The organism is Micromonospora sp. LZ37 (assembly GCF_059359015.1).
This window is the reverse complement of record NZ_JCADBL010000006.1, coordinates 144,999-170,217: the sequence shown is the minus strand read 5'-3', so window position 1 is coordinate 170,217 and position 25,219 is coordinate 144,999. Positions and strand designations below refer to the sequence as shown.

At 72.4% G+C, this 25,219-nt stretch carries 21 protein-coding genes, 1 tRNA gene and 1 pseudogene; 18 read left to right on the top strand and 5 right to left on the bottom strand.

The features are described 5' to 3' along the window. A complete protein-coding gene (locus tag AC5L3Z_RS15015; protein WP_494842420.1) occupies positions 1-681 on the bottom strand; it encodes a TetR family transcriptional regulator in 681 nt (226 codons plus the stop codon). 183 nt (positions 682-864) lie between these two features. Here AC5L3Z_RS15015 and AC5L3Z_RS15010 point away from each other — a divergent pair. From AC5L3Z_RS15010 to cysN, 8 genes are all read left to right on the top strand, one after another. Beyond that, positions 865-936, top strand: a tRNA-Gln gene (locus tag AC5L3Z_RS15010). A gap of 107 nt (positions 937-1,043) precedes the next feature. Beyond that, entirely contained in the window at positions 1,044-2,579 is a 1,536-nt protein-coding gene (gene glmU / locus AC5L3Z_RS15005) for a bifunctional UDP-N-acetylglucosamine diphosphorylase/glucosamine-1-phosphate N-acetyltransferase GlmU (RefSeq protein ID WP_494842418.1), read from the top strand. A 54-nt stretch (positions 2,580-2,633) separates the two neighbouring features. Continuing rightward, positions 2,634-3,614 (top strand): ribose-phosphate diphosphokinase, encoded by a 981-nt coding sequence (locus AC5L3Z_RS15000; RefSeq protein WP_334451417.1) that lies wholly within the window; start codon positions 2,634-2,636, stop codon positions 3,612-3,614. 287 nt (positions 3,615-3,901) lie between these two features. Beyond that, entirely contained in the window at positions 3,902-4,609 is a 708-nt protein-coding gene (locus AC5L3Z_RS14995) for a 50S ribosomal protein L25/general stress protein Ctc (protein WP_494842416.1), read from the top strand. A gap of 93 nt (positions 4,610-4,702) precedes the next feature. Further along, positions 4,703-5,293: an aminoacyl-tRNA hydrolase gene (gene pth / locus AC5L3Z_RS14990; RefSeq protein WP_494842414.1), complete on the top strand. Its 591-nt coding sequence runs from the start codon at positions 4,703-4,705 to the stop codon at positions 5,291-5,293. Between the two features lie 108 nt (positions 5,294-5,401). Continuing rightward, entirely contained in the window at positions 5,402-6,220 is an 819-nt protein-coding gene (locus tag AC5L3Z_RS14985) for an inositol monophosphatase family protein (protein WP_494842726.1), read from the top strand. A 79-nt stretch (positions 6,221-6,299) separates the two neighbouring features. Then, entirely contained in the window at positions 6,300-7,214 is a 915-nt protein-coding gene (gene cysD, locus AC5L3Z_RS14980; protein WP_494842412.1) for a sulfate adenylyltransferase subunit CysD, read from the top strand. Continuing rightward, complete coding sequence (cysN, locus tag AC5L3Z_RS14975; RefSeq protein WP_494842410.1) at positions 7,214-8,518, top strand: sulfate adenylyltransferase subunit CysN; 1,305 nt, start codon at positions 7,214-7,216, stop codon at positions 8,516-8,518. The genes cysD and cysN overlap by 1 nt, the downstream gene beginning before the upstream one ends. A gap of 126 nt (positions 8,519-8,644) precedes the next feature. Here the strand turns inward: cysN and galK are convergent. Together galK and galE are read right to left on the bottom strand one after the other, a co-directional pair. Continuing rightward, positions 8,645-9,753, bottom strand: a pseudogene (galK, locus tag AC5L3Z_RS14970) (galactokinase). Further along, positions 9,750-10,679 carry a UDP-glucose 4-epimerase GalE gene (gene galE, locus AC5L3Z_RS14965; RefSeq protein WP_494842725.1) on the bottom strand — a complete coding sequence of 310 codons (930 nt, stop codon included), beginning with the start codon at positions 10,677-10,679 and terminating at the stop codon, positions 9,750-9,752. The pseudogene galK and the gene galE overlap by 4 nt, the downstream one beginning before the upstream one ends. A gap of 225 nt (positions 10,680-10,904) precedes the next feature. Here galE and AC5L3Z_RS14960 point away from each other — a divergent pair, with 225 nt between their 5' ends. The 6 genes from AC5L3Z_RS14960 to AC5L3Z_RS14935 all read left to right on the top strand — a co-directional run bounded on the left by AC5L3Z_RS14960 (position 10,905) and on the right by AC5L3Z_RS14935 (position 15,488). After that, entirely contained in the window at positions 10,905-11,918 is a 1,014-nt protein-coding gene (locus AC5L3Z_RS14960; protein ID WP_494842408.1) for a hemolysin family protein, read from the top strand. Between the two features lie 33 nt (positions 11,919-11,951). Beyond that, on the top strand, positions 11,952-12,977 hold the full coding sequence (trpS, locus tag AC5L3Z_RS14955) for a tryptophan--tRNA ligase (protein ID WP_494842406.1): 1,026 nt from the start codon (positions 11,952-11,954) through the stop codon (positions 12,975-12,977). Between the two features lie 19 nt (positions 12,978-12,996). Continuing rightward, positions 12,997-13,575, top strand: coding sequence for a 2'-5' RNA ligase family protein (locus tag AC5L3Z_RS14950; protein WP_494842724.1), 579 nt, complete (start codon positions 12,997-12,999; stop codon positions 13,573-13,575). Positions 13,576-13,633: 58 nt separating this feature from the next. Further along, positions 13,634-14,569: a YhjD/YihY/BrkB family envelope integrity protein gene (locus AC5L3Z_RS14945; protein WP_494842404.1), complete on the top strand. Its 936-nt coding sequence runs from the start codon at positions 13,634-13,636 to the stop codon at positions 14,567-14,569. Between the two features lies 1 nt (position 14,570). After that, on the top strand, positions 14,571-14,939 hold the full coding sequence (locus AC5L3Z_RS14940; protein WP_494842402.1) for a GntR family transcriptional regulator: 369 nt from the start codon (positions 14,571-14,573) through the stop codon (positions 14,937-14,939). Between the two features lie 102 nt (positions 14,940-15,041). Then, positions 15,042-15,488, top strand: coding sequence for a hypothetical protein (locus tag AC5L3Z_RS14935; protein WP_494842400.1), 447 nt, complete (start codon positions 15,042-15,044; stop codon positions 15,486-15,488). Between the two features lie 140 nt (positions 15,489-15,628). Here AC5L3Z_RS14935 and AC5L3Z_RS14930 read toward each other — a convergent pair whose 3' ends face one another. Further along, positions 15,629-17,263: a glycoside hydrolase family 13 protein gene (locus AC5L3Z_RS14930; protein WP_494842398.1), complete on the bottom strand. Its 1,635-nt coding sequence runs from the start codon at positions 17,261-17,263 to the stop codon at positions 15,629-15,631. 761 nt (positions 17,264-18,024) lie between these two features. Continuing rightward, entirely contained in the window at positions 18,025-19,113 is a 1,089-nt protein-coding gene (locus AC5L3Z_RS14925) for a LacI family DNA-binding transcriptional regulator (RefSeq protein WP_494842396.1), read from the bottom strand. A 198-nt stretch (positions 19,114-19,311) separates the two neighbouring features. On the opposite strand from AC5L3Z_RS14925, the gene AC5L3Z_RS14920 reads away from it, so the two are divergent. The 4 genes from AC5L3Z_RS14920 (at position 19,312) to AC5L3Z_RS14905 (ending at position 25,192) form a co-directional block, all read left to right on the top strand. Next, positions 19,312-20,562: a sugar ABC transporter substrate-binding protein gene (locus AC5L3Z_RS14920; RefSeq protein WP_494842394.1), complete on the top strand. Its 1,251-nt coding sequence runs from the start codon at positions 19,312-19,314 to the stop codon at positions 20,560-20,562. An 11-nt stretch (positions 20,563-20,573) separates the two neighbouring features. Further along, complete coding sequence (locus tag AC5L3Z_RS14915) at positions 20,574-22,202, top strand: ABC transporter permease subunit (protein WP_494842722.1); 1,629 nt, start codon at positions 20,574-20,576, stop codon at positions 22,200-22,202. Then, entirely contained in the window at positions 22,199-23,098 is a 900-nt protein-coding gene (locus AC5L3Z_RS14910) for a sugar ABC transporter permease (RefSeq protein WP_494842392.1), read from the top strand. The genes AC5L3Z_RS14915 and AC5L3Z_RS14910 overlap by 4 nt, the downstream gene beginning before the upstream one ends. 273 nt (positions 23,099-23,371) lie before the next feature. Continuing rightward, positions 23,372-25,192 (top strand): glycoside hydrolase family 13 protein, encoded by a 1,821-nt coding sequence (locus tag AC5L3Z_RS14905; RefSeq protein WP_494842390.1) that lies wholly within the window; start codon positions 23,372-23,374, stop codon positions 25,190-25,192. Positions 25,193-25,219: the final 27 nt, after the last annotated feature.

Genomic DNA, 25,219 nt, shown 5'->3' with positions numbered 1-25,219 from the left:
TCAGGCGCGCTTGCGCACCGTGATCAGTCCCGGCTTCGCCTCCAGGTGCGACAACCCGTTCCAGGCCAGGTTGACCAGGTGCGCGGCCACCGTCTCCTTGCGTGGCTTGCGCACCTCCAGCCACCACCGGCCGGTCAGCGCCACCATGCCCACCAGCGCCTGCGAGTAGAGCTCGGCCAGCTTCGGGTCGTACCCCCGACCGGAGAACTCGGCGGCCAGGATGTGCTCGACCTGGTGCCCGACGTCGTTCATCACGCTGCTGAAGTTGCCCGTCGCCGACATCAGCGGCGACTCCCGGACCAGCACCCGGAACCCGCTGGTCTCCTCCTCGATGTAGGTGAGCAGCGCCAACGCCGCCTGCTCCAGCAGCTCGCGCGGGTGCCCGGCGGTCAGCGCCGTGGTGATCCGGTCCAGCAGCGCCCGCACCTCACGGTCGACCACCACCGCGTAGAGGCCCTCCTTGCCGCCGAAGTGCTCGTAGACCACCGGCTTGGAGACCTTGGCGCGGGACGCGACCTCCTCGATGGAGGTGGCGTCGAAGCCCTTCTCGGCGAAGACCTGCCGACCGATCGAGATCAGTTGCTCGCGACGCTGGGCGGCGGACATGCGCACCCGGGAGGCGGGCTTCGCGGTCGCCGCCGGCACCGCCCGTCGTCGCCCCTCGGGGGGTCCGTCCGCCATGTCGTCACCTCGCCGGCGCTCGGTGACGCCCTGTCGTGGGATGTTCCTGCCGTTGTGCCCGTCCGTGTCGGTCACCCGGCCATACTGCCAGGTAAACGTCCGGGGGGATCGTCCGATCCGCCGCCGGACGGCCAGGGGTCGAGCCGCCGCAGGGGGAAAGCGTTAAGCTGTCTTGCGTCACAATCGGCCGTGGTGTAATTGGCAACACCCGGGTCTTTGGTACCCGTGTTTCAGGTTCGAACCCTGGCGGCCGAGCCGTCCGTCTGCTGTCCAACCCCGTCCGTCGGGGTATGGGACGAACTATCCGAGCTGTCTGGTTAGCATGACCGCGAGACTGTCGCCGTCCCGACGGGAGCCACGTCGTGCCCCAGCCCCACCTCCGCACCGTTGTCGTGCTCGCCGCCGGTGAGGGCAAGCGGATGAAGTCGGCGCTGCCCAAGGTGCTGCACCCACTGCTCGGTCGTACGCTGCTCGGCCACGTCCTGACGGCGGCCGCGCCGCTGGCCGCGGACCGGACCGTCGTCGTGGTGGGCCACGGCGCCGAGCAGGTCCGCGCGCACCTGAGCGAGATCGCCCCCGACGCCACCCCGGTCCTGCAGGCCCAGCAGCTCGGCACGGGTCACGCCGTGCGGATCGCGCTGGAGGCGGTGCCGGAGGCCTCCGGCACGGTCGTGGTGATCAACGGGGACGTCCCGCTGCTGCGCGCCGAGACGGTGGCCGCGCTGGTCGCCGCCCACGAGGGCGAGGGCGCGGCGGCGACCGTGCTCGCCGCCGAGGTGCCCGACCCGACCGGCCTGGGCCGGATCGTCCGGGACGCCGCGGGTCGGCTGGAGCAGATCGTCGAGGAGCGCGACGCCACCCCGGCGCAGCGCGCGCTGCGGGAGATCAACGCCGGTATCTACGCCTTCGACGTGGCCCGGCTGCGCGACGCCCTGGGCAAGCTCTCCACCGACAACGACCAGGGCGAGGAGTACCTCACCGACGTCTTCGGCCTGCTCGGCTCCGCCGGTGAGCCGGTGGCGGTGCACGTCGCCGCCGACCACACCGAGACGCTGGGCTGCAACGACCGGGTGGAGCTGGCGGGGCTGCGGAAGCTGCTGCGCGACCGGGTCAACGCGGCCTGGATGCGGACCGGGGTGAGCATCCTGGACCCGGACACCACCTGGATCGACGTGACCGCCACGGTCGAGCGGGACGCGGTGATCGACCAGAACACCCAGCTGCGGGGCAGCACCGTGGTGGGCGCCGAGGCGGTCGTCGGGCCGGACGTCACCCTGATCGACACGGTGGTCGGCGCGGCGGCGACGGTGCTGCGCAGCCACGCGGTGGGCGCCGAGGTGGGCCCCGGCGCCAGCGTGGGGCCGTACGCGTACCTGCGGCCGGCCGCCCGGCTGGCCGAGAAGGCCAAGGTCGGCACGTTCGTCGAGGTGAAGAACTCCGAGGTGGGCGCGGGCGCCAAGGTGCCGCACCTGTCGTACGTGGGTGACGCGACGATCGGGGCGAAGGCCAACATCGGCGCGGCGACGATCTTCGTAAACTACGACGGGGTCGACAAGCACCGCACCACGGTCGGCGAGGCGGCCTTCGTCGGCTGCGACACCAGCCTGATCGCGCCGGTCGAGGTGGGCGCGGGAGCGTACGTCGCGGCGGGCAGCGCCATCACCCAGGACGTGCCCCCGGGCGCGCTCGGGGTGACCCGGGCGCCGCAGCGCAACATCCCGGGCTGGGTGGCCCGCCGGCGGGCCGGCACCGCGTCCGCGGCGGCCGCCGAGCGGGCCCAGCGGGCCGCCGAGGGTGCGTCGGGCGCGGCGGCTGCCGCAAGCGAAGGTGAGCCAATCCACGAGGGCGCCGAGACGGTGGGGGGCCCATCCCGCACGGGGGATACTGCAACCGAATAGTCCCCGGCGCCCACCGCCGCCGGGAACCACCGACCAACGGGAGCAGACGGGCCCATGGGCAGCATCGTCGCCGAAAACCGCAAGAGCCTGATGCTCTTTTCCGGACGTGGCTTTCCGGAGTTGGCCAAGGAGATCGGTGAGGTGCTCGGCGTCGCGCCGACCCCCTCCGACGCGTACGAGTTCGCCAACGGCGAGATCTTCGTACGGTTCAAGGACTCGGTACGTGGCTCGGACGCCTTCGTGGTGCAGTCCGTGACGCACGGCGTCAACACCTGGGTCATGGAGACCCTGATCATGATCGACGCGTTGAAGCGGGGCTCCGCCAAGCGGATCACCGTGGTGCTGCCGTTCTACCCGTACGCCCGCCAGGACAAGAAGCACCGCGGTCGGGAGCCGATCTCGGCGCGGCTGGTGGCCGACCTGCTGAAGACCGCCGGCGCGAACCGCATCCTCACGGTCGACCTGCACACCGCGCAGATCCAGGGCTTCTTCGACGGCCCGGTGGACCACCTCTTCGCCATGGACGTGCTGGCCGAGTACGTGGAGCACAAGTACGCCGGCCGGCCGATGACCGTGGTGGCGCCGGACTCCGGCCGCGTGCGGGTGGCCGAGCGCTGGACCGACCGGCTGGGCGGCTGCCCGCTGGCGTTCATCCACAAGACCCGGGACCCGCTCAAGCCCAACCAGGTGGTGGCGAACCGGGTGGTCGGTGAGGTCGAGGGTCGGGTCTGCCTGATCGTCGACGACATGATCGACACCGGTGGCACGATCACCAAGGCCGCCGACATCCTCAAGGAGTCGGGCGCGGCCGAGATCGTGGTCGCCTCCACCCACGCGCTGCTGTCGGACCCGGCGACCGAGCGGCTGAAGAACAGCCCGATCAGCGAGATCGTCGTGACCAACACGCTGCCGCTGCCGCCGGAGAAGCAGCTCGACAAGCTCACCGTGCTGTCGATCGCGCCGCTGCTGGCGCGGGCGATCCGTGAGGTCTTCGACGACGGTTCGGTGACGACCCTCTTCGGTGGCCTGAGCTGACCGGTGGGCCGGGGCGCGTGGGCGTCCCGGCCTTCCCACTTCGGCCTGCGGACGGGCCGCGCCGGTGATAGTGGGGACTGCCGGAAAGCTCTGATCCGGCTCGGGTAGACTGGCACGGTTGCCACGGCGAGGGTGCCCGGCGGGCCGCTGAAAGAGCGCCGCACGGAGGCACCGTCATCGACGCGGTGCTCCGGGCAGTCGTTCATGACGCATGAGCCCCAGCGAGCCCCTCGCCCAGCACCGCCAGTCGACAACCCGCCGCCGCGAAAAGCATCAGGAGTTTCCCCGTGTCCGAGGTAAAGATCAGCGCCGAGCCCCGCACCGAGTTCGGCAAGGGTGGTGCCCGCCGTACCCGCCGGGCCGGCAAGGTGCCCGCAGTGCTGTACGGCCACGGCGAGAAGCCGAAGCACATCGCGCTGCCGTCCCGCGAGTTCGCCGCCGCGATCCGCAAGGGCGGTGCCAACCAGCTCTTCGCGATCGAGGTGAGCGACGGCACCCAGGTGCTGGCGCTGCCGAAGGCGATCCAGCGTGACCCGATCAAGGACACCTTCGAGCACGTGGACCTGCTGCTGGTCCGCCGCGGCGAGAAGGTCACCGTCGAGGTCCCGGTCCAGCTGACCGGTGAGGCCGCGCGGGACACCCTGATCGTGCACGACCACGACACCCTGTCGGTGAGCGCCGACGCCACCAACGTGCCGGACCACCTGGAGGCCTCGATCGAGGGCCTCGAGGCCGGCACCCAGGTGACCGCCGCCGACGTGCAGCTGCCGGCCGGCGTCGAGCTGGTCGCCGACGCGGACCAGACGGTCGCCTCGGTGACCGCCGCCCCGACCGCCGAGCAGCTCGAGGCGACCATGCCCGAGGCCGAGCAGGCCGACGCCGAGGCTGAGGCCGGCGTCGGCGAGGCGACCGCCGAGGCGTCCGAGGGTGCCGAGGCCGGTGCTCCGGCCGCCGCCGGCGGCGAGGAGACCGCCGAGGCGAAGGCCCAGGCCTGATCGGTTCGCAAGGTTGCGACAGGCGTCCCCGCACGGTGGGGGCGCCTGTCGGCGTATCGGGGCACGGATGGCGGCGAGCGGGAGGGGCGGGACGTGACGGACGAGGCGGGGCCGTGGCTGGTGGTCGGCCTGGGCAATCCGGGCCGGGAGTACGCCGGTAACCGGCACAACGTCGGCTTCATGGTCGCCGACCTGCTGGCCGGGCGGACGGGCGCGAAGTTCGGCCGGCACAAGCGGGCCGTCGCGGAGGTCGCCGAGGGGCGGCTCGGCTTCGGTGGTCCGAAGCTGGTGCTGATCAAGCCGTTGACGTACATGAACCTCTCCGGCGGGCCGGTGGCGAGCCTGGCGCAGTTCTTCAAGGTGCCGCCGGAGCGGGTGGTCGCCGTGCACGACGAGCTGGACATCCCGTACGGGCAGCTGCGCGTCAAGATCGGCGGGGGCGAGGGCGGGCACAACGGCCTGCGCTCGATGTCGAAGTCGCTGGGGACGAAGGAGTACGTCCGGGTCCGGTTCGGCATCGGCCGGCCGCCGGGGCGGCAGGACCCGGCGGACTACGTGCTGTCGGATTTCGGCGCCGCGGAGCGCAAGGAGCTGGATTTCCTGGTGGACCGGGCGGCGGACGTGGTGGAGTCGGTGGTCACCAAGGGTGTGGAGCCGACGCAGAACGCGTACCACGGGGCGTAGGCGGTGCTCGGGAAAAGCCGGCGGGGCCGGTAATCTGCGCCTTCTGACCGGCGTGACCAGCGCGGGTCGTGGCGAGGCGACGGGAGCGAAGACGTGGGCAGTCCTCCGATGATCGACGGCGCGTTCGCCCGGTGGCTGGCGGCCCGGGCCGGGCAGGCGTTGCTGGAGCTCCGTTCGGAGCTGGGGTTCGCCGATGCGGGCGCGTTGAAGTCGGCGGGGGACAAGGTCTCGCACGACCTGATCCGCACCGAGCTGGCGCGGTGGCGGCCGGGCGACGCGGTGCTCTCCGAGGAGGACGAGGGTTCGCGGCTGGCCTGGGCGGCGGAGGTGAACGCGGGGGCGGTGCCCCGGCTGACCGCCGACCGGGTGTGGATCATCGACCCGCTGGACGGCACCCGCGAGTTCTCCGAGGAGGGGCGCGCGGACTGGGCGGTGCACGTGGCGCTCTGGGCGCGCAGCGCGCCGACCCCGCACGGCCTGGTGGCGGGCGCGGTGGGGCTGCCGGCGCAGCACCGGGTGCTGGCCACGGACTACCCGCCGGCGTACCCGCCGATGCCGCTGGAGGCGGCGACCGCCGGGGGTGGGCGGACGATCCGGTTGGCGGTGAGCCGGAGCCGGCCCCCGGTCTTCCTGACCGACCTGGCCGACGACGTGGGCGCGCAGCTGGTGCCGATGGGGTCGGCGGGGGCGAAGATCGCGGCGGTGGTCACCGGTGAGGTGGACGCCTACATCCACGCGGGCGGTCAGTACGAGTGGGACTCGGCGGCGCCGGTGGCTGTGGCGACGGCCACCGGACTGCACGCTTCCCGGATCGACGGTTCTGCGCTGAAATACAACGAGGCGGATCCGCGCCTGCCCGACCTGCTGGTCTGCCGCAAGGATCTCGCCAGCCGGTTGCTTGCAGCGCTGCAGAGGCATTCCGGGTAGCCTGAGCGCCAGTTCTTGATTTGTCCGACCGGAAAGGTCTGGAATTCATGTGCGGATCCGCCCCGATCGAGCCCGTGTCATGACCGCCCCCGCCCGCTTCTACCAGGTCTCCCACCTCGACGCCCTGGAGGCGGAGAGCATCTTCGTGATGCGCGAGGTGGTGGCCGAGATGGAGCGCCCGGTGCTGCTCTTCTCCGGCGGCAAGGACTCGATCGTGATGCTCCGGTTGGCGCAGAAGGCGTTCGCTCCGGCCAACATCCCCTTCCCGGTGATGCACGTCGACACCGGGCACAACTTCCCCGAGGTGCTCGAGTACCGGGACCAGCGGGTGGCCGAGCTGGGCCTGCAACTGATCGTGGCGAGCGTGCCGGAGGCCCTGGCCAGCGGCATGGTCCGGGAGTCCGGTGACGGCACCCGCAACCGGATCCAGACCCCGGTGCTGCTCGACGCGGTGGAGAAGCACCGCTTCGACGCGTTGTTCGGCGGGGCCCGGCGGGACGAGGAGAAGGCGCGCGCCAAGGAGCGGGTGTTCAGCTTCCGTGACGAGTTCGGCCAGTGGGATCCGAAGAACCAGCGGCCGGAGCTGTGGTCGCTGTACAACGGGCGGCACCACCCCGGTGAGTCGATCCGGGTGTTCCCGCTGTCGAACTGGACCGAGCTGGACGTCTGGCACTACATCGCCCGGGAGCGCATCCCGCTGCCGTCGATCTACTACGCGCACGAGCGCGAGGTGGTGGAGCGGGACGGCATGCTCTACGCGGTCAACGAGTTCTTCCACCCTCGGGCGGGGGAGGAGCGGTTCAAGGTTCAGGTGCGGTACCGCACGGTGGGCGACGCCTCCTGCACCGCGGCGGTCCGGTCGGACGCCGACACGGTGGAGAAGGTGATCGAGGAGGTGGCCGCGACGCGGATCACCGAGCGCGGCGCGACCCGCGGCGACGATCGGGTCAGCGAGGCCGCCATGGAGGACCGCAAGCGGGAGGGCTACTTCTGATGACCACCGAGACGATCGCCGCCTCCGGGGCCGGGCCGCAGGCCCGGCCGATGGACCTGCTCCGCTTCGCCACCGCCGGCAGCGTGGACGACGGCAAGTCGACCCTGATCGGCCGCCTGCTCTACGACACCAAGTCGCTCTTCACCGATCAGTTGGCCGCCGTCGAGGCGGTCAGCGCGGCCCGCGGCGACGAGTACACCAACCTGGCGCTGCTCACCGACGGCCTGCGCGCCGAGCGGGAGCAGGGCATCACCATCGACGTGGCGTACCGCTACTTCGCCACGCCGCGGCGGAAGTTCATCATCGCCGACACCCCGGGGCACATCCAGTACACCCGGAACATGGTCACCGGCGCCTCCACCGCCGACCTGGCGCTGATCCTGGTGGACGCCCGCAAGGGCCTGGTCGAGCAGTCCCGCCGGCACGCCTTCCTCTGCTCGCTGCTGCGGGTGCCGCACCTGGTCCTCTGTGTCAACAAGATGGACCTGGTGGACTTCTCGCAGGAGGTCTTCGACCGGATCGCCGACGAGTTCACCGCGTTCGCCGCGAAGCTCGACGTGCCGGACCTGACGGTGGTGCCGATCTCCGCGCTCAAGGGCGACAACATCGTCTCCCGGTCGGAGAACATGCCCTGGTACGAGGGGCCGTCGCTGCTGCACCACCTGGAGCGGGTGCACATCGCCAGCGACCGCAACCTGGTCGACGTCCGGTTCCCGGTGCAGTACGTGATCCGCCCGCAGTCGACCACCGTCACCGACTACCGCGGCTACGCCGGTCAGGTGGCCTCGGGCGTGCTCAAGCCGGGCGACGAGGTGATGGTGCTGCCGTCCGGCTTCACCAGCCGGATCACCTCGGTGGAGACGGCGGACGGCCCGGTGGCCGAGGCGTTCCCGCCGATGTCGGTCACCGTCCGGCTGGAGGACGAGATCGACATCTCGCGGGGCGACCTGATCTGCCGGCCGAACAACGCGCCGGCGGTGTCGCAGGACATCGAGGCGATGGTCTGCTGGATGGACGAGACCCGCCCGCTCCAGGTCGGCGGCAGGTACGCGATCAAGCACACCACCCGCTCGGCGCGGGCGATCGTGCGCGGGCTGCACTACCGGCTGGACATCAACACCCTGCACCGGGACGAGGCGGCCGGCGAGTTGAAGCTCAACGAGATCGGCCGGGTGCGCCTGCGGACCACGGTGCCGCTGCTCGCCGACGAGTACCGCCGCAACCGGACCACCGGCGGCTTCGTCATCATCGACGAGACCACCAACCGCACGGTCGGCGCCGCGATGATCGTCGAGGCCCAGTAACCCCCCACCGACCTGCTCCGGGCGTGCCGATGATCGCGCTCGATCCAGGATGTAGTGGCCTCGAACGCCGTCGAGGCCACTACATCCAGGCAGTCGCGTGATCGTGCGGGCGGGGCGCGCGGTCCGTCAGTCCAGGCGGGTGGCGCCGGCGGCCGGCAGGACCGTCACGGTGCCGGGGGCGGCGAAGCCGCGCTCGGCGTACGCGGCGGTCACGGCCGCGGCGACGGCGTCGGACCGGTCCGCGTCGACGAGGGCGAGGACGCAGCCACCGAAGCCGCCGCCGGTCATCCGGGCACCCAGCGCCCCGGCCGCCAGCGCCGCCTCGACCGCGGTGTCGATCTCCGGCACGGTGATCTCGAAGTCGTCCCGCATCGAGACGTGCGAGGCGGTGAGCAGCGGGCCGATCTCGCGTACCCGGCCGGCGCGCAGCAGCTCGACGGTGTCGAGCACCCGCTGGTCCTCGGTGACGACGTGCCGGACCCGGCGGCGGGTCTCGTCGTCGTCCAGCCGGGCCAGCGCGTCGTCGAGGTCGGCGACGGCCACGTCCCGCAGCGCCGGCACCCCGAGCCGGGACGCCGCCCGCTCACAGGACGCGCGGCGGGAGGCGTACTCGCCGTCGGCGTGCCGGTGCGGGGCGTGGCTGTCGACGACCAGCACGGCCAGGCCGGCGTCGTCCAGGTCGAACGGGATGTGCTCGATCGACTCGTCCCGGCAGTCCAGGAAGAGGGCGTGCCCCGCCCGGCAGCGGATCACCGCCGACTGGTCCATGATCCCGGTCGGCGCGCCGACGTAGTCGTTCTCGGCGCGCTGGGCCAGCCGGGGCTGCCGGTCGGCGGGGAGGTCCAGCCCGCCCAGGTCGACCAGGGCGGCGAGCACCGCCGCCTCCAGCGCGGCCGACGAGGAGAGCCCGGAGCCGAGCGGCACGTCGGAGGCGATCGCGATCCGCGCCCCGGGCACCCGGTGCCCGGCCTCACGCAGCGACCACACCACCCCCGCGACGTACGCCGCCCAGCCGGTGACGCGGCCCGGCGTGGCGAGGTCGCCGGCGTCGAACGAGACGGCGGAGTCGGAGAGCTCCGACGAGACGGTCCAGCGCTCGCCGTCCTGCGGCGCGGCGGCGGCGACGGTCCGCAGCGGCAGGGGTTGGCCCGCCCGGGGGCCGCCCAGCGGCCCGTCGGCTCGGTCCCGTAGGCGGCGCGGAAGCCGGCGGTGGCGCGTGCGGCGACGTCGGTCACGACTGCTCCAGGATGTGCGTGCGGTAGAAGGCCCAGGCGTCGCCCACCATGTCGTGCAGGGTGGGCTTCTCCGGCGTCCAGCCCAGTTCCTCGCGGGCCAGCGCCGAGGAGGCGACCAGCTCGGCCGGGTCGCCCTCGCGGCGCGGCGCGACCTCCACCGGCAGCGGGTGGCCGGTGACCTCGCGGACCACGTCGACGACCTGGCGGTTGGTGAAGCCGTTGCCGTTGCCGAGGTTGTAGATCCGGTGCCGGCCCGGTACGGCGGCGGTGAGGGCCAGCAGGTGGGCCCGGGCCAGGTCCTCGACGTGGATGTAGTCGCGCACGCAGGTGCCGTCGACGGTGGGGTAGTCGTCGCCGAAGAGCTGGAGCTTCTCCCGCCGTCCGGCGGCGACGTCCAGCGCGATCGGGATCAGATGGGTCTCCGGGTCGTGCCGCTCGCCGATCGCGACGTCGTCGCGCAGGTACGCCCCGGCCACGTTGAAGTAGCGCAGCGAGACGGCGGCCAGGTCGTGGGCGATCGCCTCGGAGGTGAGCGCCATGTCGACGGCGAGCTTGGTGGCGCCGTACGTGTTGGTGGGGGCCTTGACCGCGGTCTCCGGGATGGGCAGCTCGGTCGGGTTGCCGTAGACGGCGGCGGTGGAGGAGAAGACCAGCCGGGGCACCCGGGCCGCGCGGACCGCGTCGATCAGGGCGATCGAGCTGACCGTGTTGCCGTGCCAGTACAGCTCCGGCTTGACCATCGACTCGCCGGCGGCGATCAGCGCGGCGAAGTGCAGCACGCCGTCGAAGCCCGCCTCCGGGGTGAGGATTTGGGCGGCCTCGTGCACGGGCAGGTCGACGTGGGTCGCCTCCGGTGCGAGCGCCTCCCGGTGCCCGGTGCGCAGATCGTCCAGGACCGTCACGTCGTGGCCGTTGTCGAGCAGCATCCGGGTCACCACGCTGCCGATGAAGCCGGCGCCGCCGGTGACGAGCAGTTTCACGTCGGTCCTCCTGCCTGGCCGCGTCCCGCCGCAGCGCTCGTGATCACCCTACGGCCGGACGCGGTGCCTGCGCTTCGCGTCGCTACCTCGCTATTCCATCACAAACCTTCATGATTGAACAGATCCAAACATCGACGGCCTGCCGCCGGTCGCCGCTCTACCATCACTTGCATGCGGGAGGCGGCCGGCCCCGGGCTCCGGAGACGAGCGTCCACGCGCACCCGACGCGCGCCCGGACCGGTCGCCCGCAGCGTCGCCCGGCTCGTGGTCCGCGCCGCCGACGGGGCCACCCGGCTCGTCACCGACCTGCTCGGCGCCAGCCCGGTCGCCGGCCGGGAACGGATCAGCGAGGACGAGCTGCGCGACCTGGTCGCGGCCAACACCCTGCTCGATCCCGACGAGCGGCGGATCATCCACGAGGTGCTGGTCGCCGGCGCGAGCCTGGTCCGCGAGGTGATGATGCCCCGCACCGAGGTGGTCTTCCTCTCCGCCGGGCTGAGCCTCGCCGAGGCGCAGCGGGTGGTCCGGGCCGAGACCCACACCCGTTACCCGGTGATCGACGGCACCCACGACGACGTGGTCGGCTTCGTGCACCTGCGCGACGTGCTGCTCCGCCCCGATGCCGACCCGTGCGCCCGGGTGGGTGAGCTGATCCGCGAGGTGAAGCGGCTGCCCGGCAGCAAACGGGTGCTCGCCGCGCTCACCGAGATGCGCCGCGAGGGGCACCACCTGGCCGTGGTGGTCGACGAGTACGGCGGCACGGCGGGCATCGTCACCTGCGAGGACCTGATCGAGGAGCTGGTCGGGGAGATCCACGACGAGCACGACGGACCGCCCGAGCCGGTGCTGACCGGCCTGCCCGCCGTGGTGGACGGGCGGCTCAACCTGGCCGACTTCGCCGAACGGACCGGGGTGGTGCTGCCCGCCGGGCCGTACGAGACGGTCGGCGGCTTCGTGATGGCGGCGCTGGGCCGGCTGCCGGTGGCCGGCGACGAGGTGCCGGTGACCGCGGTCGACGCGGCGGAGTCCGCGGGACCCGGCGGTGGCTGGCTGCTGCGGGTGCTGGCCCTGGAGGGGCGGCGGGTGTCCCGGATCGCGGTCTCCACGGCGCGCCTGCCCGAACAGCGCCGCGAGGTCACCGCTCCGGCCGGGCCGGCGGCGAGCCGACCCGCCGGCCCGTCATGACGTACGCCGGGCCGTGCTGACAGAATTGCCGTCATGTCCGACGTTCCCGCCCGCCCGCGCGTCTTCTCCGGCATCCAGCCGACGGCCGACTCGTTCCACCTCGGCAACTACCTGGGCGCGGTGCGGCACTGGGTGGCGTTGCAGGAGACCCACGACGCGTTCTACTGCGTGGTGGACCTGCACGCCATCACCGCGGGGCACGACCCGAAGGTGCTCCGGCAGCGCTCCCGGGTGGCCGCCGCGCAGCTCTTCGCGGTCGGTCTGGACCCGGAGCGCAGCACCCTGTTCATCCAGTCGCAGGTGCCCGAGCACCCGCAGCTGGCCTGGGTGCTCGGCTGCATCACCGGTTTCGGCGAGGCCAGCCGGATGACCCAGTTCAAGGACAAGTCGCAGAAGCAGGGCAGCGAACGGGCCAGCGTCGGCCTCTTCACCTACCCGATCCTGCAGGCCGCGGACATCCTGCTCTACCAGGCCAACGCGGTGCCGGTCGGCGAGGACCAGCGCCAGCACCTGGAGCTCTCCCGCGACCTGGCCCAGCGGTTCAACTCGCTGTTCGGCCCGACCTTCACGGTGCCCGCGCCGCACATCGTCAAGGACACTGCCAAGATCACCGACCTGCAGGACCCGACGGCCAAGATGTCGAAGTCGTCCTCCTCCCCGGCCGGCATCATCGACCTGCTGGAGGACCCGGCCCGCTCGGCCAAGAAGATCCGCTCGGCGGTCACCGACACCGGCCGCGAGATCGTCTTCGACACCGGGACCAAGCCGGGCATCTCCAACCTGCTGACCATCTACTCCGCCCTGAGCGGCCGGAGCATCGACGACCTGGTGGCCGCGTACGCCGGCCGGGGTTACGGCGACCTCAAGAAGGAGCTCGCCGAGGTGGTCCGGGACTTCGTCACCCCGATCCAGGAGCGCACCCGCGGCTACCTGGACGACCCCGCCCAGCTGGACAAGCTCCTCGCCGCCGGCGCGGAGAAGGCCCGCGCGGTGGCCGCGCCGACGTTGCGTGCGGCGTACGAGCGGATCGGGTTCTTCCCGCCCGTCCGCTCCGAGTAGCGGTCCGGGTCGGGTGCGGGTGGAGTCGGTGGCCGGAGGGGTGGCGGCGAGCGTGGATCGCAGGGACGGGGCGCCGGGGGCCGGTGGCACCATCCAGATCGGGATCGCGGTGGACATCCCGGAGCCGTGGGGCGGCATGCTCACCCGGCGCCGGATGCAGGCCGGGGACCCGCAGGTGGTCCCGGCGCACGTCACGCTGCTCGGGCCCACCGAGATCCCGGTGGCGGCGCTGCCGGCGGTCGAGTCCCACCTGACCCGGGTCGCCGCCGCCCACCTGCCGTTCACCCTGCACCTGCGCGGCACCGGCACCTTCCGCCCGGTGACCCAGGTGGTCTTCGTGGCGGTGGCGGCCGGAATCAGCGAGTGCGAACTGCTCGCCGCCGCCATCAACGCCGCGCCGGAGCTGCACCGGGAGACCCGCTTCCCGTACCACCCGCACGTCACGGTCGCCCAGGACGTCGGCGCCGAGGCGCTGGACCGGGCCTACGAGGACCTGGCCGACTTCTCGGCGATGTTCGAGGTGGAGGGCTTCACCCTCTTCTCCCACAGTGGCGAGACCCGGTGGCAGCCGCGCCGGGACTTCCGGCTCGGCGGCTGAGCCCGGCCGGTGGCCGCCCGCCCGCAGCCGGCGACGAGAGATCGGCGAGGATGACGTGGTGGACGCGTGGGGCCGGCTGACGGCCGGCATCGATCGTCGGTTGACCGCGGCCCGGCACCGCTGGCCCGGCTTCGACCACGTGTGGCGGGCGGTGGACCTCTACGCCGACGTGCTGGGCGGGCGGCTCGCCGCGGCGATCGCCTACTACGGGTTCTTCGCCGTCTTCGCGCTCGCCCTGGTCGCGTACTCGGTCTTCGGGGCGATCCTCGAGGAGAACGACGAGGTCAGCGACGCGGCGGCCGACTTCCTGAAGGAGAACCTCCCGTTCCTCGACCCGGGGCAGATCGCCGAGAGCAGCAACGCGGTCGGCGTGATCGGGCTGGTCATTCTGGTCCTCACCGGGATCGGCTGGGTGGAGGCGATCCGCTCCTCCCAGCGGCTGATGTACGGCTTCAACCAGCAGCCCGGCAACCTGGTGGTGCGCCGGGTGGTCGACCTCGGGGTGCTGCTGCTGGTCTTCGTGATGCTCGGCCTCTCGGTGGCCGCGGTGGACACCCTGGAGTCGCTGCTGCGCTTCCTGATGCGGGCCACCGGATCGGGCGTCCTGACCGCCGTCAGCGCGATGCTCAGCGTGCTGGTCAACGCCGTGCTCGCCACCGCGCTGCTGGTCGCGGTGCCCCGGCTGCGGATGAGCCGGCGCCGGCTGCGCCCGGTGGTGCTCTTCGTCGCGGTGGGGATCACCCTGCTCAACACCGTCGGGCGGTACTACATCGTGCGGACCGAGCGGAACCCGGCGTACACCGTGGTCACCGGCGCGGTGGCCGTGCTGCTCTACCTGTACCTGCTCAACCAGCTGGTGCTCTTCGGGGCCGCGCTCGCCGCGACCAGCCGGTACGGGCGGGTGGTCGACCTGGCCGAGGGGCCCGCCCCGGCGGACCTCGACCTCGAGGTCGACGAGGAGACCGATCCGGGTACGCCGGGAGGGGCGGGTTGACGTGCTGATCGAGATCGACCCGGGTGCGGCGACGCCCCCGTACGAGCAGGTGCGCGGCCAGTTGGCCGCGATGATCGGCGAGGGGCGGCTGGCGGTGGGCACCCGGCTGCCGCCGGTGCGGCAGTTCGCCGCCGAACTGGGGCTGGCGGTGAACACGGTGGCCCGGGCGTACCGGGAGCTGGAGGCGGCCGGTCTGCTGGAGACCCGGGGCCGGCACGGGACGTTCGTCGCCCCGGGCCGCGACGACGCGGTGGACCGCTTGCAGCGTGCGGCCGCCCGGTACGCCGACGAGGCGCTCCGGCTCGGCGTGCCGCCGGACGAGGCGCTGGCCCTGGTCCGCGCCGCCCTGGCCGCCGCCCGCCCCGGCTGAGCCGCGCGAGCGGGGACAGAGGTCGGGAAACCGACGGTGCGGGAACCGGCAGTTGCCGCAAATGCCACTCACGTCTCGGCCGCGACCGGCCATGATGATCCGGTGGGGGCACTCGTGACGCTGGACCTGCCGGACGACTCGCCGATGCTCGGCCTGCCGTGGATCATCACCTTCGGCCCGCTCGGCGACCCGGAGGAGTGGGAGCCGGTGGTCTGCGGTCCGTACGAGCGCCCGCACGCGCTGGCCCTGGCCGAGGCGGTGGTGGCCGAGGAGCAGCTGATGGCGGTGGTCGAGCCGCTGGTGCCGGCGCTGTCGGCCGAGGAGGTGCGCGGGGAGATCGCCGCCGCGCAGCTCGCCGCCGCCGACGAGGCGGCCCGGATCGACGAGTCCGACCTCTACGGCGACTTCGAGGACGTGATCGACGAGGAGCTGGAGCAGGCGGCCGCGCGGACCGAGCAGCCGGTCGCGAGGCAGCCGGCGCCCAGCGAGGAGGAGCTGCGGGCCGGCTTCGAGCGGATCGCGGAGGTGCTGCGGCGCAAGGGCCGCTGACCCGGAACGGACACCGGCGCCCCGGGGCGGACCCCGAGGCGCCGGTGCCACCTCACCCCCCCACCACAAGGGGTCGGCAGCCCAGTCGCCCGTCGGCGCGGGGCACAACGGACGACCAGGTCGATGGCGGGTTACCCGGCTCAGCGCCGTTCGAACCACGCGGCACTGTCGACCGGCAGGAGGTGACCGGACCCCTGCTCGGTGAGTTCCTCGCTGGCGACCAGCGGCCGGCCGTACCCCTCGACGAGGGCCGGGGCGCCGCTGATGTTCACCACGCAGGTGAGCATGGTGTCGCCGCCGCCGCGGGTGAAGGCCAGCAGGCCGGGCCCGGCCTCCAGCCAGGTCACCCCACCGGTCGTGCCGGCCAGCGCCGGGTGCTCGCGCCGGATCCGCAGCGCGGCGCGGTACAGCTCCAGCGTCGAGCCGGCGACGCCGGTCTGCGCGGCCACCGAGAGGGCCCGCCAGGTCGCCGGGGCCGGCAGCCAGCTCAGCTCGCTGCCGTGCGGCCCGAAGCCGTACGGGGCCAGCTCGCCGCTCCACGGGATCGGTACCCGGCAACCGTCGCGGCTCTCCCCGGTACGCAGGAACGCCGGGTCCTGGCGCAGCTCGTCCGGGAGGTCCAGCACCTCCGGCAGGCCCAGCTCCTCGCCCTGGTAGACGTAGGCGCAGCCGGGCAGGGAGAGCATCAGCAGGGCGGCCGCCCGGGCCCGGCGCAGCCCGACCTCGCCGTCGCCGTACCGGGTGACGTGCCGCTGCCGGTCGTGGTTGGAGAGCACCCAGGTGGTCGGGGCGCCGACGATGGTCGACTCGGCCAGCGCGGTGTCGATGACCTTGCGGAACGAGTCGGCCGACCAGGTGGCGTCGAGGAAGTCGAAGCTGAACGCCTGGTGCAGCTCGTCCGGGCCGATGTAGCGGGCCAGCCGCTGCGGGGTCTCGGCCCACGCCTCGGCGACCGCCATCCGGCCGCCCGGGTAGCTGTCCAGGATCGGCCGCCAGGCGCGGTAGATGTCGTGCACCTCGTCCTGGTCGAAGTAGGGCAGCCGACCCTTGCCGAGCAGTTCCACCTGGCGCTGGCCGGTGGTCATGGTGCTGAATCCGACGTCCGGCAGCCCCTCGGCCTTGATCATGCCGTGCGCCACGTCGATCCGGAATCCGTCCACGCCCCGGTCGAGCCAGAAGCGGAGCACGTCCTCGAACTCGGCGCGCACCTCGGGGTGCCGCCAGTTCAGGTCGGGCTGGGCCGGGTCGAACAGGTGCAGGTACCACTGGCCGTCCGGCACCCGGGTCCAGGCCGGGCCGCCGAAGATGCTCTCCCAGTCGTTCGGCGGCAGCTCCCCGTGGGCGCCCTTGCCGTCGGCGAAGAGGTAGCGCTCCCGCTCCGGTGAGCCGGGGGCGGCGGCCAGCGCGGCCTGGAACCAGGGGTGCGCGCTGGAGGTGTGGTTCGGCACCAGGTCCACGATGATCCGCAGGCCGAGGTCGTGTGCACCGGCGATCATGGCGTCGAAGTCGGCGAGCGAGCCGAAGAGCGGGTCCACGTCGCGGTAGTCGGCGACGTCGTACCCGGCGTCGATCTGCGGCGACGTGTAGAAGGGGGTCAGCCAGAGCGCGTCGACGCCGAGCTCGCGGAGATACGGCAGGCGCTCCCGGATGCCCCGGAGGTCACCGACGCCGTCACCGTTGGCGTCGGCGAAGCTGCGGACGTAGACCTGGTAGACGACCGCGGAACGCCACCAGTCGTCGTCGGAGGTCAGTGGCGTGGGGGTGGTGGCGGTCATCGGTGACGATCCCCGTTCTGTGGCGCGGGACGGCGGCCCACTCGCGCGGCGTGGGTGATGGGCGCGGGTGTCAGAGCAGAATGACGCCCCAGCGCTGCAAGAGTCAAGCATTCCTTGCGCAAGAAATGACGTCCGTCACCCTCGGCCAGGATAGCGTGGGGTGCCGTCCCGTCCCACTGCTCGGGACGCCGGTCCTCGGCGGATGTGCCGGCCGGGGTCCGGGCGGGTCGATCCGGTCGCCGCGCCTGGCCCTCGGTGCGCCTGGCCCTCGGTGCGCCTGGCCCTCGGTGGGCCTGGCCCTCGGTGGGCCTGGCCGCTGAGCGTCTCCTCTCAGGTTGGGGCGCGGCCCCACCGTCGGGGGCACGCTTTCCGTCGCCACATGGCGGGACGGTCCGGGTCAGCGCGAAGCGGTGTCCACCCCGACCCCACCAGGCCCGCACCGGTCCTTTAGAGCTGATGACGTCAACGACTCACCTGGTGAGCCCTCTGAGTGAGTCGTTTGCGTCATCAGCTCTAAAGCGTCCGCGATGGCCTCGGTCGTCGCCGACCACCTGAGCCCGGCCCCGCCGCCGGGCCGCGCGACGGCCCGGCCACGCGACGGCCCGGCCGCGCGACGGTCCGGCCACGAGACGGTCCGGCCACGAGACGGCCTGGCCGACGTGGGGGCCGGCGCGAAGGGGTTGTCGGGACCACCGCATCGCCGCGTGGGACGGTCCGGGGCGGACCCGTCCCGAGGGCGGTGGGCGGGGTGGCGGGGGCGGTCAGGCGGGGACGGCGAGGGCGGGAGGCTGCGGGCGATGCCGCTTCCTGCCGCCGGCGACGGGCGTCGCGCCGGCCGCCCGGGCCACCGCGGTGGAGCCGCGGACCACCAGTTCCGGGCGGAACAGGTACTCCGAGTGCGGCGCGGGGTGCCCGTTGATCTCGTCGACCAGGGCGCGCACCGCGGCGACCGCCATCGCGGCCACCGGCTGGCGCATGGTGGTCAGCGGCGGGTCGGTGAAGGCCATCAGCGGGGAGTCGTCGTACCCGACCACGGAGAGGTCGGCGGGGACGGAGAGGCCGCGCTGCCGGGCCGACCTGATCGCGCCGAGCGCCATCAGGTCGGAGCCGCAGACGATCCCGGTGACCCCGCGGTCGAGCAGCCGGCCGGCGGCGGCCTCGCCGCCCTCGACGCCGAAGAGGGAGAGCTCGGCGAGCTCGTCGAGGTCCGACTCGCTCGCGCCGGTCAGCCGGGCCATCGCGGCCCGGAAGCCGGCGACCCGGCGTTGCACCGGCACGAACCGGTCCGGGCCGGTGATGAGGCCGATCCGGCGGTGCCCGAGCGCGACCAGGTGGGCGATGGCCAGCTCGGTCGCCTCGCCGTCGTCGCAGGAGACGAAGGGCGCGGCGATTCCGGGCGCGTACCCGTTGATCATGACGATGGGGAGCGGGCGGGCGATCAGTGCCCGGTACCGGTCGTGGTTGGCCGCGGTGTCGGCGTGCAGGCCGGAGACGAAGACGATCCCGGAGACCTGGCGGTCGAGCAGCATCTCGACGTACTCGTCCTCGGTCACCCCGCCGGGGGTCTGCGTGCAGAGCACCGGGGTGAACCCGCTCTGCGCCAGGGTCGACTCGATGACCTGGGCGAACGCCGGGAAGATCGGGTTCTCCAGCTCCGGGACGACCAGGCCGACCAGCCCGGCGCTGCGCTTGCGCAGCCGGGCGGGGCGCTCGTAACCGAGCACGTCGAGGGCGGTCAGGACGGCTTGCCGGGTCTCGGGGGCCACTCCGGGGCGGTCGTTGAGCACCCGCGACACCGTGGCCTCGCTGACTTCGGCCTGTTGGGCGATGTCGGACAGTCGAGCGCGCATGGCGGCACTTTAGCTCACGGGCAAGTTCTTGCGTACGGTCCTGCAAACCCTTCCATTTCCTGCAACCTCTTGCTAACGTCCCCGCAACATGCGAGAGCAGCGGCGCCGTACCCGGGCGTCGGTGGGCAAGAACTTTCAGAGGTTTCCACTGGCGGGCCGCCCTTCCCCCCGCGGGCCGCCATGACGACAGGAGTACCGATGCGCATCCGTACCGCGGGTGTGGTCACCGTTCTCGGTCTGGCGCTCGCCGCCGCCGGCTGCGGTGACAGCGGCAAGGACGAGCCGGCCGCGAAGGAATCCCCCAAGGCCGCCAGCGGCAAGCTCGTCATCTGGGCCGACGACAAGCGCGCCGCGGCCCTCAAGCCGTTCGGCGACAAGTTCGGCCAGGAGAACGGCGTCACCGTCGAGGTGCAGGCCGTCTCCAAGGACCTCCAGACCAACTTCGTCACCGCCTCCCAGCAGGGCAGCGGCCCGGACGTCGTGGTCGGCGCGCACGACTGGATCGGCAACCTGGTCCAGAACGGCGCCATCGACCCGGTCCAGCTCGCCGCCGAGCAGAAGAGCGGCTTCAACGAGACCGCCGTCAAGGCTGTCACGTTCAACGGCCAGCTCTACGGCGTTCCCTACGCCATGGAGAACATCGCGCTGATCCGCAACACCGAGCTGGCCCCGGAGGCCCCGAAGACGATCGAGGACCTGGTCGCCTCCGGCAAGAAGCTCAAGGCGGAGAAGAAGGCCAGCGAGATCCTCTGCCTCCAGTCCGGGCAGAACGGCGACGCGTACCACATCTACCCGCTGTACAGCTCGGCCGGCGGCTACCTCTTCGGCACCGCCGCCAACGGCGACTACGACCCGAAGGACCTGGGCGTGGGCAAGCCGGAGTCGATCGCGGCGTTCCAGAAGATCGCGAAGCTCGGTGAGAAGGGCGAGGGCGCGCTGAAGCGCTCCATCACCGGCGAGAACTCGATCGCCACCTTCACCGGCAAGAAGTGCGCCTACCTGGTCTCCGGCCCGTGGGCGATCGCCGACGCCAAGAAGGCCGGCATCAAGTACGACATCTCCCCGGTCCCCGGCTTCGCCGGTGGCAAGGACGCCGCGCCGTTCGTCGGTGTGCAGTCCTTCTACGTTGCCGCCAAGGGCAAGAACAAGGCCCTGGCCCAGGAGTTCGTCACCAACTACGTCACCACGCCCGAGCTGGCCGTGGCGCTGTACAACGCCGAGCCGCGCCCGCCGGCGCTGACCGCGGCGCTCGACCAGGTCAAGGGCAGCGACCCGGACCTGGCGAAGTTCCAGGAGGCCGGCAAGAACGGCCAGGTGCTCCCGGCGATCCCGGCCATGGCCGCGATCTGGGACCCGTTCGGCAAGGCGGAGGCCGCCGTCATCGGTGGCGCCGACCCGGCCAAGACGATCACCGGTGCCGGCAAGACGATCTCCGGCCAGATCAAGTAACGAGCACGTCGCTGTCCGGCCCGGGGTCTGCTGAGCAGGCCCCGGGCCGGGGGCCCGTCCGCTCCGGGCTCCCGCGCACGTCCCGTACCGCGCGGAACCACGCGCCGGTCACCCTGACGGGCCTCGTCGTCAAGGTGGTCCTGCTCGGCCTGGTGGCCGGGATCGCGATCTGGGCGGCCTTCCCGCTCGTCGAGGCGAAGCTCTGGGTCGGCCTGGCCATCCTGGTGGCGACCACCGTCGCCCTGTTCTACCTCTACCTGACTCCCCGGCACATCCCGGCCAAGTACCTGATCCCGGGCACCATCTTCCTGATCGTGTTCCAGGTCTTCCCGGTGCTCTACACCGCCAGCACCGCCTTCACGAACTTCGGCGACGGTCACCGCGGCGAGAAGTCCGACGCCATCGTCGCCATCCAGAGCTCGTCGGTGAAGCAGGTACCCGGCTCCACCCAGTACCCCCTCTCCGTCGCCACCAAGGGCGACCCGGCCACCGGGCCGCTGGTCTTCCTGGTCACCGACCCGAAGAACGGCACCGTCCAGGTCGGCGACGCCGACGGGCTCAGGGCGCTCGACCCGGGTCAGGTCACCGTGGCGACCGGCGGCAAGGTCACCGCCGCCGAGGGCTACACCATCCTGAACTTCGGCCAGGCCAGCGCCCGCAGCAAGGACATCACCGAGCTGGTCGTGCCGACCTCCGGCGGCGCGCTGCGCTCCGCCGGCCTGTCCCGGGCCTACGAGGGGACGGCGGTCCGCGCGTACGACGAGGGCTGCGACTGCATCAGGGACAGCGAGAGCGGCAGGACCTGGACCGCCGACGAGTCGGTCGGCTCCTTCGTCGCCGCCGACGGCGAGCGGCTCGCGCAGGGCTGGAAGGTCAACGTCGGGCTGGAGAACTTCGCCCGGGTGCTGACCGACCCGAACATCTCCGGCCCGTTCTTCGGCACGCTGGTCTGGAACTTCGCCTTCGCGATCGGCTCGACCGGCTTCACGTTCCTGCTCGGCATGGGCATCGCGCTGGCCCTGCACTCGCCCCGGATGCGCGGCACCAACCTCTACCGGGTGCTGCTGATCCTCCCGTACGCCATGCCGTCGTTCGCGATGCTGCTGGTCTGGCGGGACATGTTCAACACCGACTTCGGCCTGATCAACAACCTGTTCGGGCTGGGCGTCGACTGGTTCGGCGAGACCTGGTCCGCCCGGATCGCGGTGCTGCTGGTGCAGCTCTGGCTCGGCTACCCGTACATGTTCCTGGTCGCCACCGGTGCGCTCCAGGCCATCCCGCGGGAGCTGACCGAGGCCACCTCGGTCGACGGCGCGAGCTCCTTCCAGTCGTTCAGGGCGGTCACCCTGCCGCTGCTGCTGGTGGCCATCTCGCCGCTGCTGATCGCCTCGTTCGCCTACAACTTCAACAACATCAACGCGATCTGGTTCACCACCGAGGGCGGGCCGTTCCCCGCGGACAACCCGCGCAGCGGCGCCACCGACCTGCTGATCACGTACACCTACCGGTTGGCCTTCGGCGCGCAGGGCGCCGAGTACGGCACCGCCGCCACCGTCTCGATCTTCATCTTCGCGATCGTGGCCGTCGTGTCCGCGGTCAGCTTCTCGCGCACCCGCAAGCAGGAGGAGGTGTACTCATGACCACCCACGCCGAGGCGCCCGTCGCCAACCGCGCCGCGCCGGGCAGGTCGAAGGGCCGCTGGTTCACCCAGGTCGGCTGGCGGCACCTGGTCGGGGTGCTCGCGGTGGCGTTCAGCCTCTTCCCGATCCTGTTCGTCATCTCCGCCGCGCTCAACCCGCTGGGCACCCTCTCCTCCACCGAGCTGCTGCCGACCGGGGCGTCGGTGGAGAACTTCACCAACCTGTTCTCCCGGACGGCGTTCGGTCACTGGTTCCTGAACTCGCTGCTGCTCGCCGGAGTGGCCAGCTTCGCGTCGATCTTCCTGTCGGCGCTGGCCGCGTACGCGTTCTCCCGGATGCGGTTCGCCGGCCGCCGGGTCGGCCTGCTCTCGCTGCTGCTGATCCAGATGTTCCCGCAGTTCCTGGCCATCGTGGCGATCTTCCTGATCTTCACCACGGTCACCGACCTGTGGCCGTCGATCGGCTTCAACACCCCGTGGGGCCTGTTCCTGCTCTACATGGGCGGCGCGCTGGGGGCGAACACCTGGCTGATGAAGGGCTTCTTCGACACGCTGCCGAAGGAGCTCGACGAGTCGGCCACCATGGACGGCGCGTCGCACGCGCAGGTCTTCTTCCGGATCATGCTGCCGCTGGTGGCGCCGATCCTGGCGGTGACCGGGCTGCTCGCCTTCATCGGCTCGATCAACGAGTTCATCCTCGCCAACGTGTTCCTCACCAACACCGACTCGAAGACCCTCGCGGTCGGCATGTTCGGCCTGGTCGCCGGGGAGCGCAACAACAACTTCGGGATGTTCGCGGCGGGCACCCTGCTCACCGCGATCCCCACGGTGCTGGTGTTCCAACTGCTCCAGCGCTACATCGTCTCCGGCCTCACCGCCGGCGCCGTCAAAGGGTAAATCGGAGGGGTGGCCGCTCTCCGCGGTGTGCGGGCTGAGTGGTCCGGGTGGTCGGCGGGCGGCGGGCGGCGGTGAGTGGTCCGGGTGGTCGGCGGGCGGCGGTGGTGGTTCGGGTCCGCGCGGGGGCTGCGGCGACGGGTCCGGGTCCGGGCGGGGAGGTGCCGTTTGCGGCGTGTCGGGGTGTCCTCGGCCGGGGAAGCCGCGACACGCCGCAAACGGGGTGAGGCTCCGGCCCCGGCTGCCGTTTCGACGTACCGGAAGGGTTGTTCTGTCATGTTCCTGTTGCCGCACCACGACGGGTCGGCCACCTACGTCCCGGAGCAGGAGCCGGCGCTCGGGCAGACCGTGCCGGTCTTCGTTCGGGTGCCGGAGGGCGCCGACGTGCGGCAGGTGCACCTCCGGACCACCGGGGACGGTGAGCCGCGCTTCGCCGAGGCGACCGTCGACCGCAGCGAGGGCGGCGAGGTGTGGTGGCGGGCCGACGTCGAGGTCCGCAACCCGGTCAGCAACTACCGTTTCCTGCTCTCCGGGAGCCGGGGTCACCGGTGGCTCAACGCCGCCGGCCTGGTCGACCACGACGTGCCCGACAACGGCGACTTCAAGCTGGTCAGCTACGCCCCGCCGCCGGCCTGGGCCCGGGACGCGGTGATCTACCAGATCTTTCCGGACCGGTTCGCCCGTTCCGCCGCCGCCGACGGCCGCACCGCGCCCGACTGGGCCATCCCGTGCGACTGGGACACCCCGGTCATCGGCCGCGGCCCGGAGACGCCGCGCCAGTTCTACGGCGGTGACCTGGACGGGGTCACCGAGCGGCTGGACCACCTGGACCGGCTCGGCGTCAACACCGTCTACCTCACCCCGATCTTCCCGGCCCGCTCCAACCACCGGTACGACGCGGCCAGCTTCGACACGGTCGACCCGCTGCTCGGCGGGGACGCCGCGCTGGCCCGGCTGGCCGACGCGGTCCACGCCCGGGGCTGGCGGCTGCTCGGCGACATCACCAGCAACCACACCGGTGACGCGCACGAGTGGTTCACCACCGCCGCCGCGGACGTGCGCGCCGCCGAGCGCGAGCTGTACTACTTCGACGAGATCACCGGGGACTACGAGTCCTGGAACGGGGTCAAGTCGCTGCCGAAGCTCAACTGGGGCAGCGCCGAGCTGCGCCGCCGCTTCGCCACCGCTGACGACTCGCTGCTGCGCCGCTGGCTGCGCCCGCCGTACGGGCTGGACGGCTGGCGGGTCGACGTGGCCAACATGACCGGCCGGCGCGGCGCGGACGCGTACACCCACGAGGTGGCGCGGCTGCTGCGCGAGGTGGTCGCCGACACCCGCGCCGACGGGCTGCTCCTCGCCGAGCACGGCCACGACCACACCGGCGACCTGGACCGCGACGGCTGGCACGGGACGATGAACTACGTCGGTTTCACCGACCCGGTCTGGTCCTGGCTGCGGCACGGCGACGACCCGGTGCCGAACTTCCTGGGCACCCCCGGCGGGGTGGTCCGCCGGGACGCCGGCGCGGTGCTGGCCACCATGGACACCTACCGCTCGCTGGTCTCCTGGCGGTCGTACGTGCACTCGTGGCAGCTGCTCGGCTCGCACGACTCGGCCCGGATCCGGACCGTGGTCGGTGACGCGGCCCGGCAGGAGGTCGCCGCGGGCCTGCTCGCCACCATGCCGGGCACCCCGGTCATCTTCGCCGGGGACGAACTGGGGCTGACCGGCGCCAACGGCGAGGGCTCGCGGACCCCGATGCCGTGGCACCGGCCGGAGGGCTGGGACCGGCGGACCTTCGCCGCGTACCGGGCGCTGCTCGCGCTGCGCCGGACCGAGCCGGCGCTGCGCCACGGCGGGCTGCGCCGGGTGCACGCCGACGCGGACACCCTGGTCTTCCTGCGCGAGGCCCCGACCGGCAGCGTGCTGGTGCTGGCCCGCCGGGCGGCCGGCACCCCGGTCCGGCTGACCGGGCTGCCGGCGGGGGAGAACACGTACGGCGGCGCCCCGGCGCTGCGCCCCGACCGCGACGGCACCGTCACCCTCCCGGCCGACGGCCCCACCTTCCAGGTCTGGCGCCTCGCCGGACGCGCGTAGGGGCGGCCCTGGTGTGGTGCGGTCGGG

Bases quoted from the DNA above. Each gene is read 5' to 3' on its own strand.
- AC5L3Z_RS14960 (WP_494842408.1), top strand. From the start codon at position 10,905: ATGCGGGAGGCGGCCGGCCCCGGGCTCCGGAGACGAGCGTCCACGCGC.
- cysD (WP_494842412.1), top strand. From the start codon at position 6,300: ATGACCGCCCCCGCCCGCTTCTACCAGGTCTCCCACCTCGACGCCCTG.
- galE (WP_494842725.1), bottom strand. From the start codon at position 10,679: ATGCTGCTCGACAACGGCCACGACGTGACGGTCCTGGACGATCTGCGC.
- cysN (WP_494842410.1), top strand. From the start codon at position 7,214: ATGACCACCGAGACGATCGCCGCCTCCGGGGCCGGGCCGCAGGCCCGG.
- trpS (WP_494842406.1), top strand. From the start codon at position 11,952: ATGTCCGACGTTCCCGCCCGCCCGCGCGTCTTCTCCGGCATCCAGCCG.
- AC5L3Z_RS14910 (WP_494842392.1), top strand. From the start codon at position 22,199: ATGACCACCCACGCCGAGGCGCCCGTCGCCAACCGCGCCGCGCCGGGC.
- AC5L3Z_RS14925 (WP_494842396.1), bottom strand. From the start codon at position 19,113: ATGCGCGCTCGACTGTCCGACATCGCCCAACAGGCCGAAGTCAGCGAG.
- AC5L3Z_RS14905 (WP_494842390.1), top strand. From the start codon at position 23,372: ATGTTCCTGTTGCCGCACCACGACGGGTCGGCCACCTACGTCCCGGAG.
- AC5L3Z_RS15015 (WP_494842420.1), bottom strand. From the start codon at position 681: ATGGCGGACGGACCCCCCGAGGGGCGACGACGGGCGGTGCCGGCGGCG.
- AC5L3Z_RS14930 (WP_494842398.1), bottom strand. From the start codon at position 17,263: ATGACCGCCACCACCCCCACGCCACTGACCTCCGACGACGACTGGTGG.
- AC5L3Z_RS15000 (WP_334451417.1), top strand. From the start codon at position 2,634: ATGGGCAGCATCGTCGCCGAAAACCGCAAGAGCCTGATGCTCTTTTCC.
- AC5L3Z_RS14920 (WP_494842394.1), top strand. From the start codon at position 19,312: ATGCGCATCCGTACCGCGGGTGTGGTCACCGTTCTCGGTCTGGCGCTC.
- AC5L3Z_RS14985 (WP_494842726.1), top strand. From the start codon at position 5,402: ATGATCGACGGCGCGTTCGCCCGGTGGCTGGCGGCCCGGGCCGGGCAG.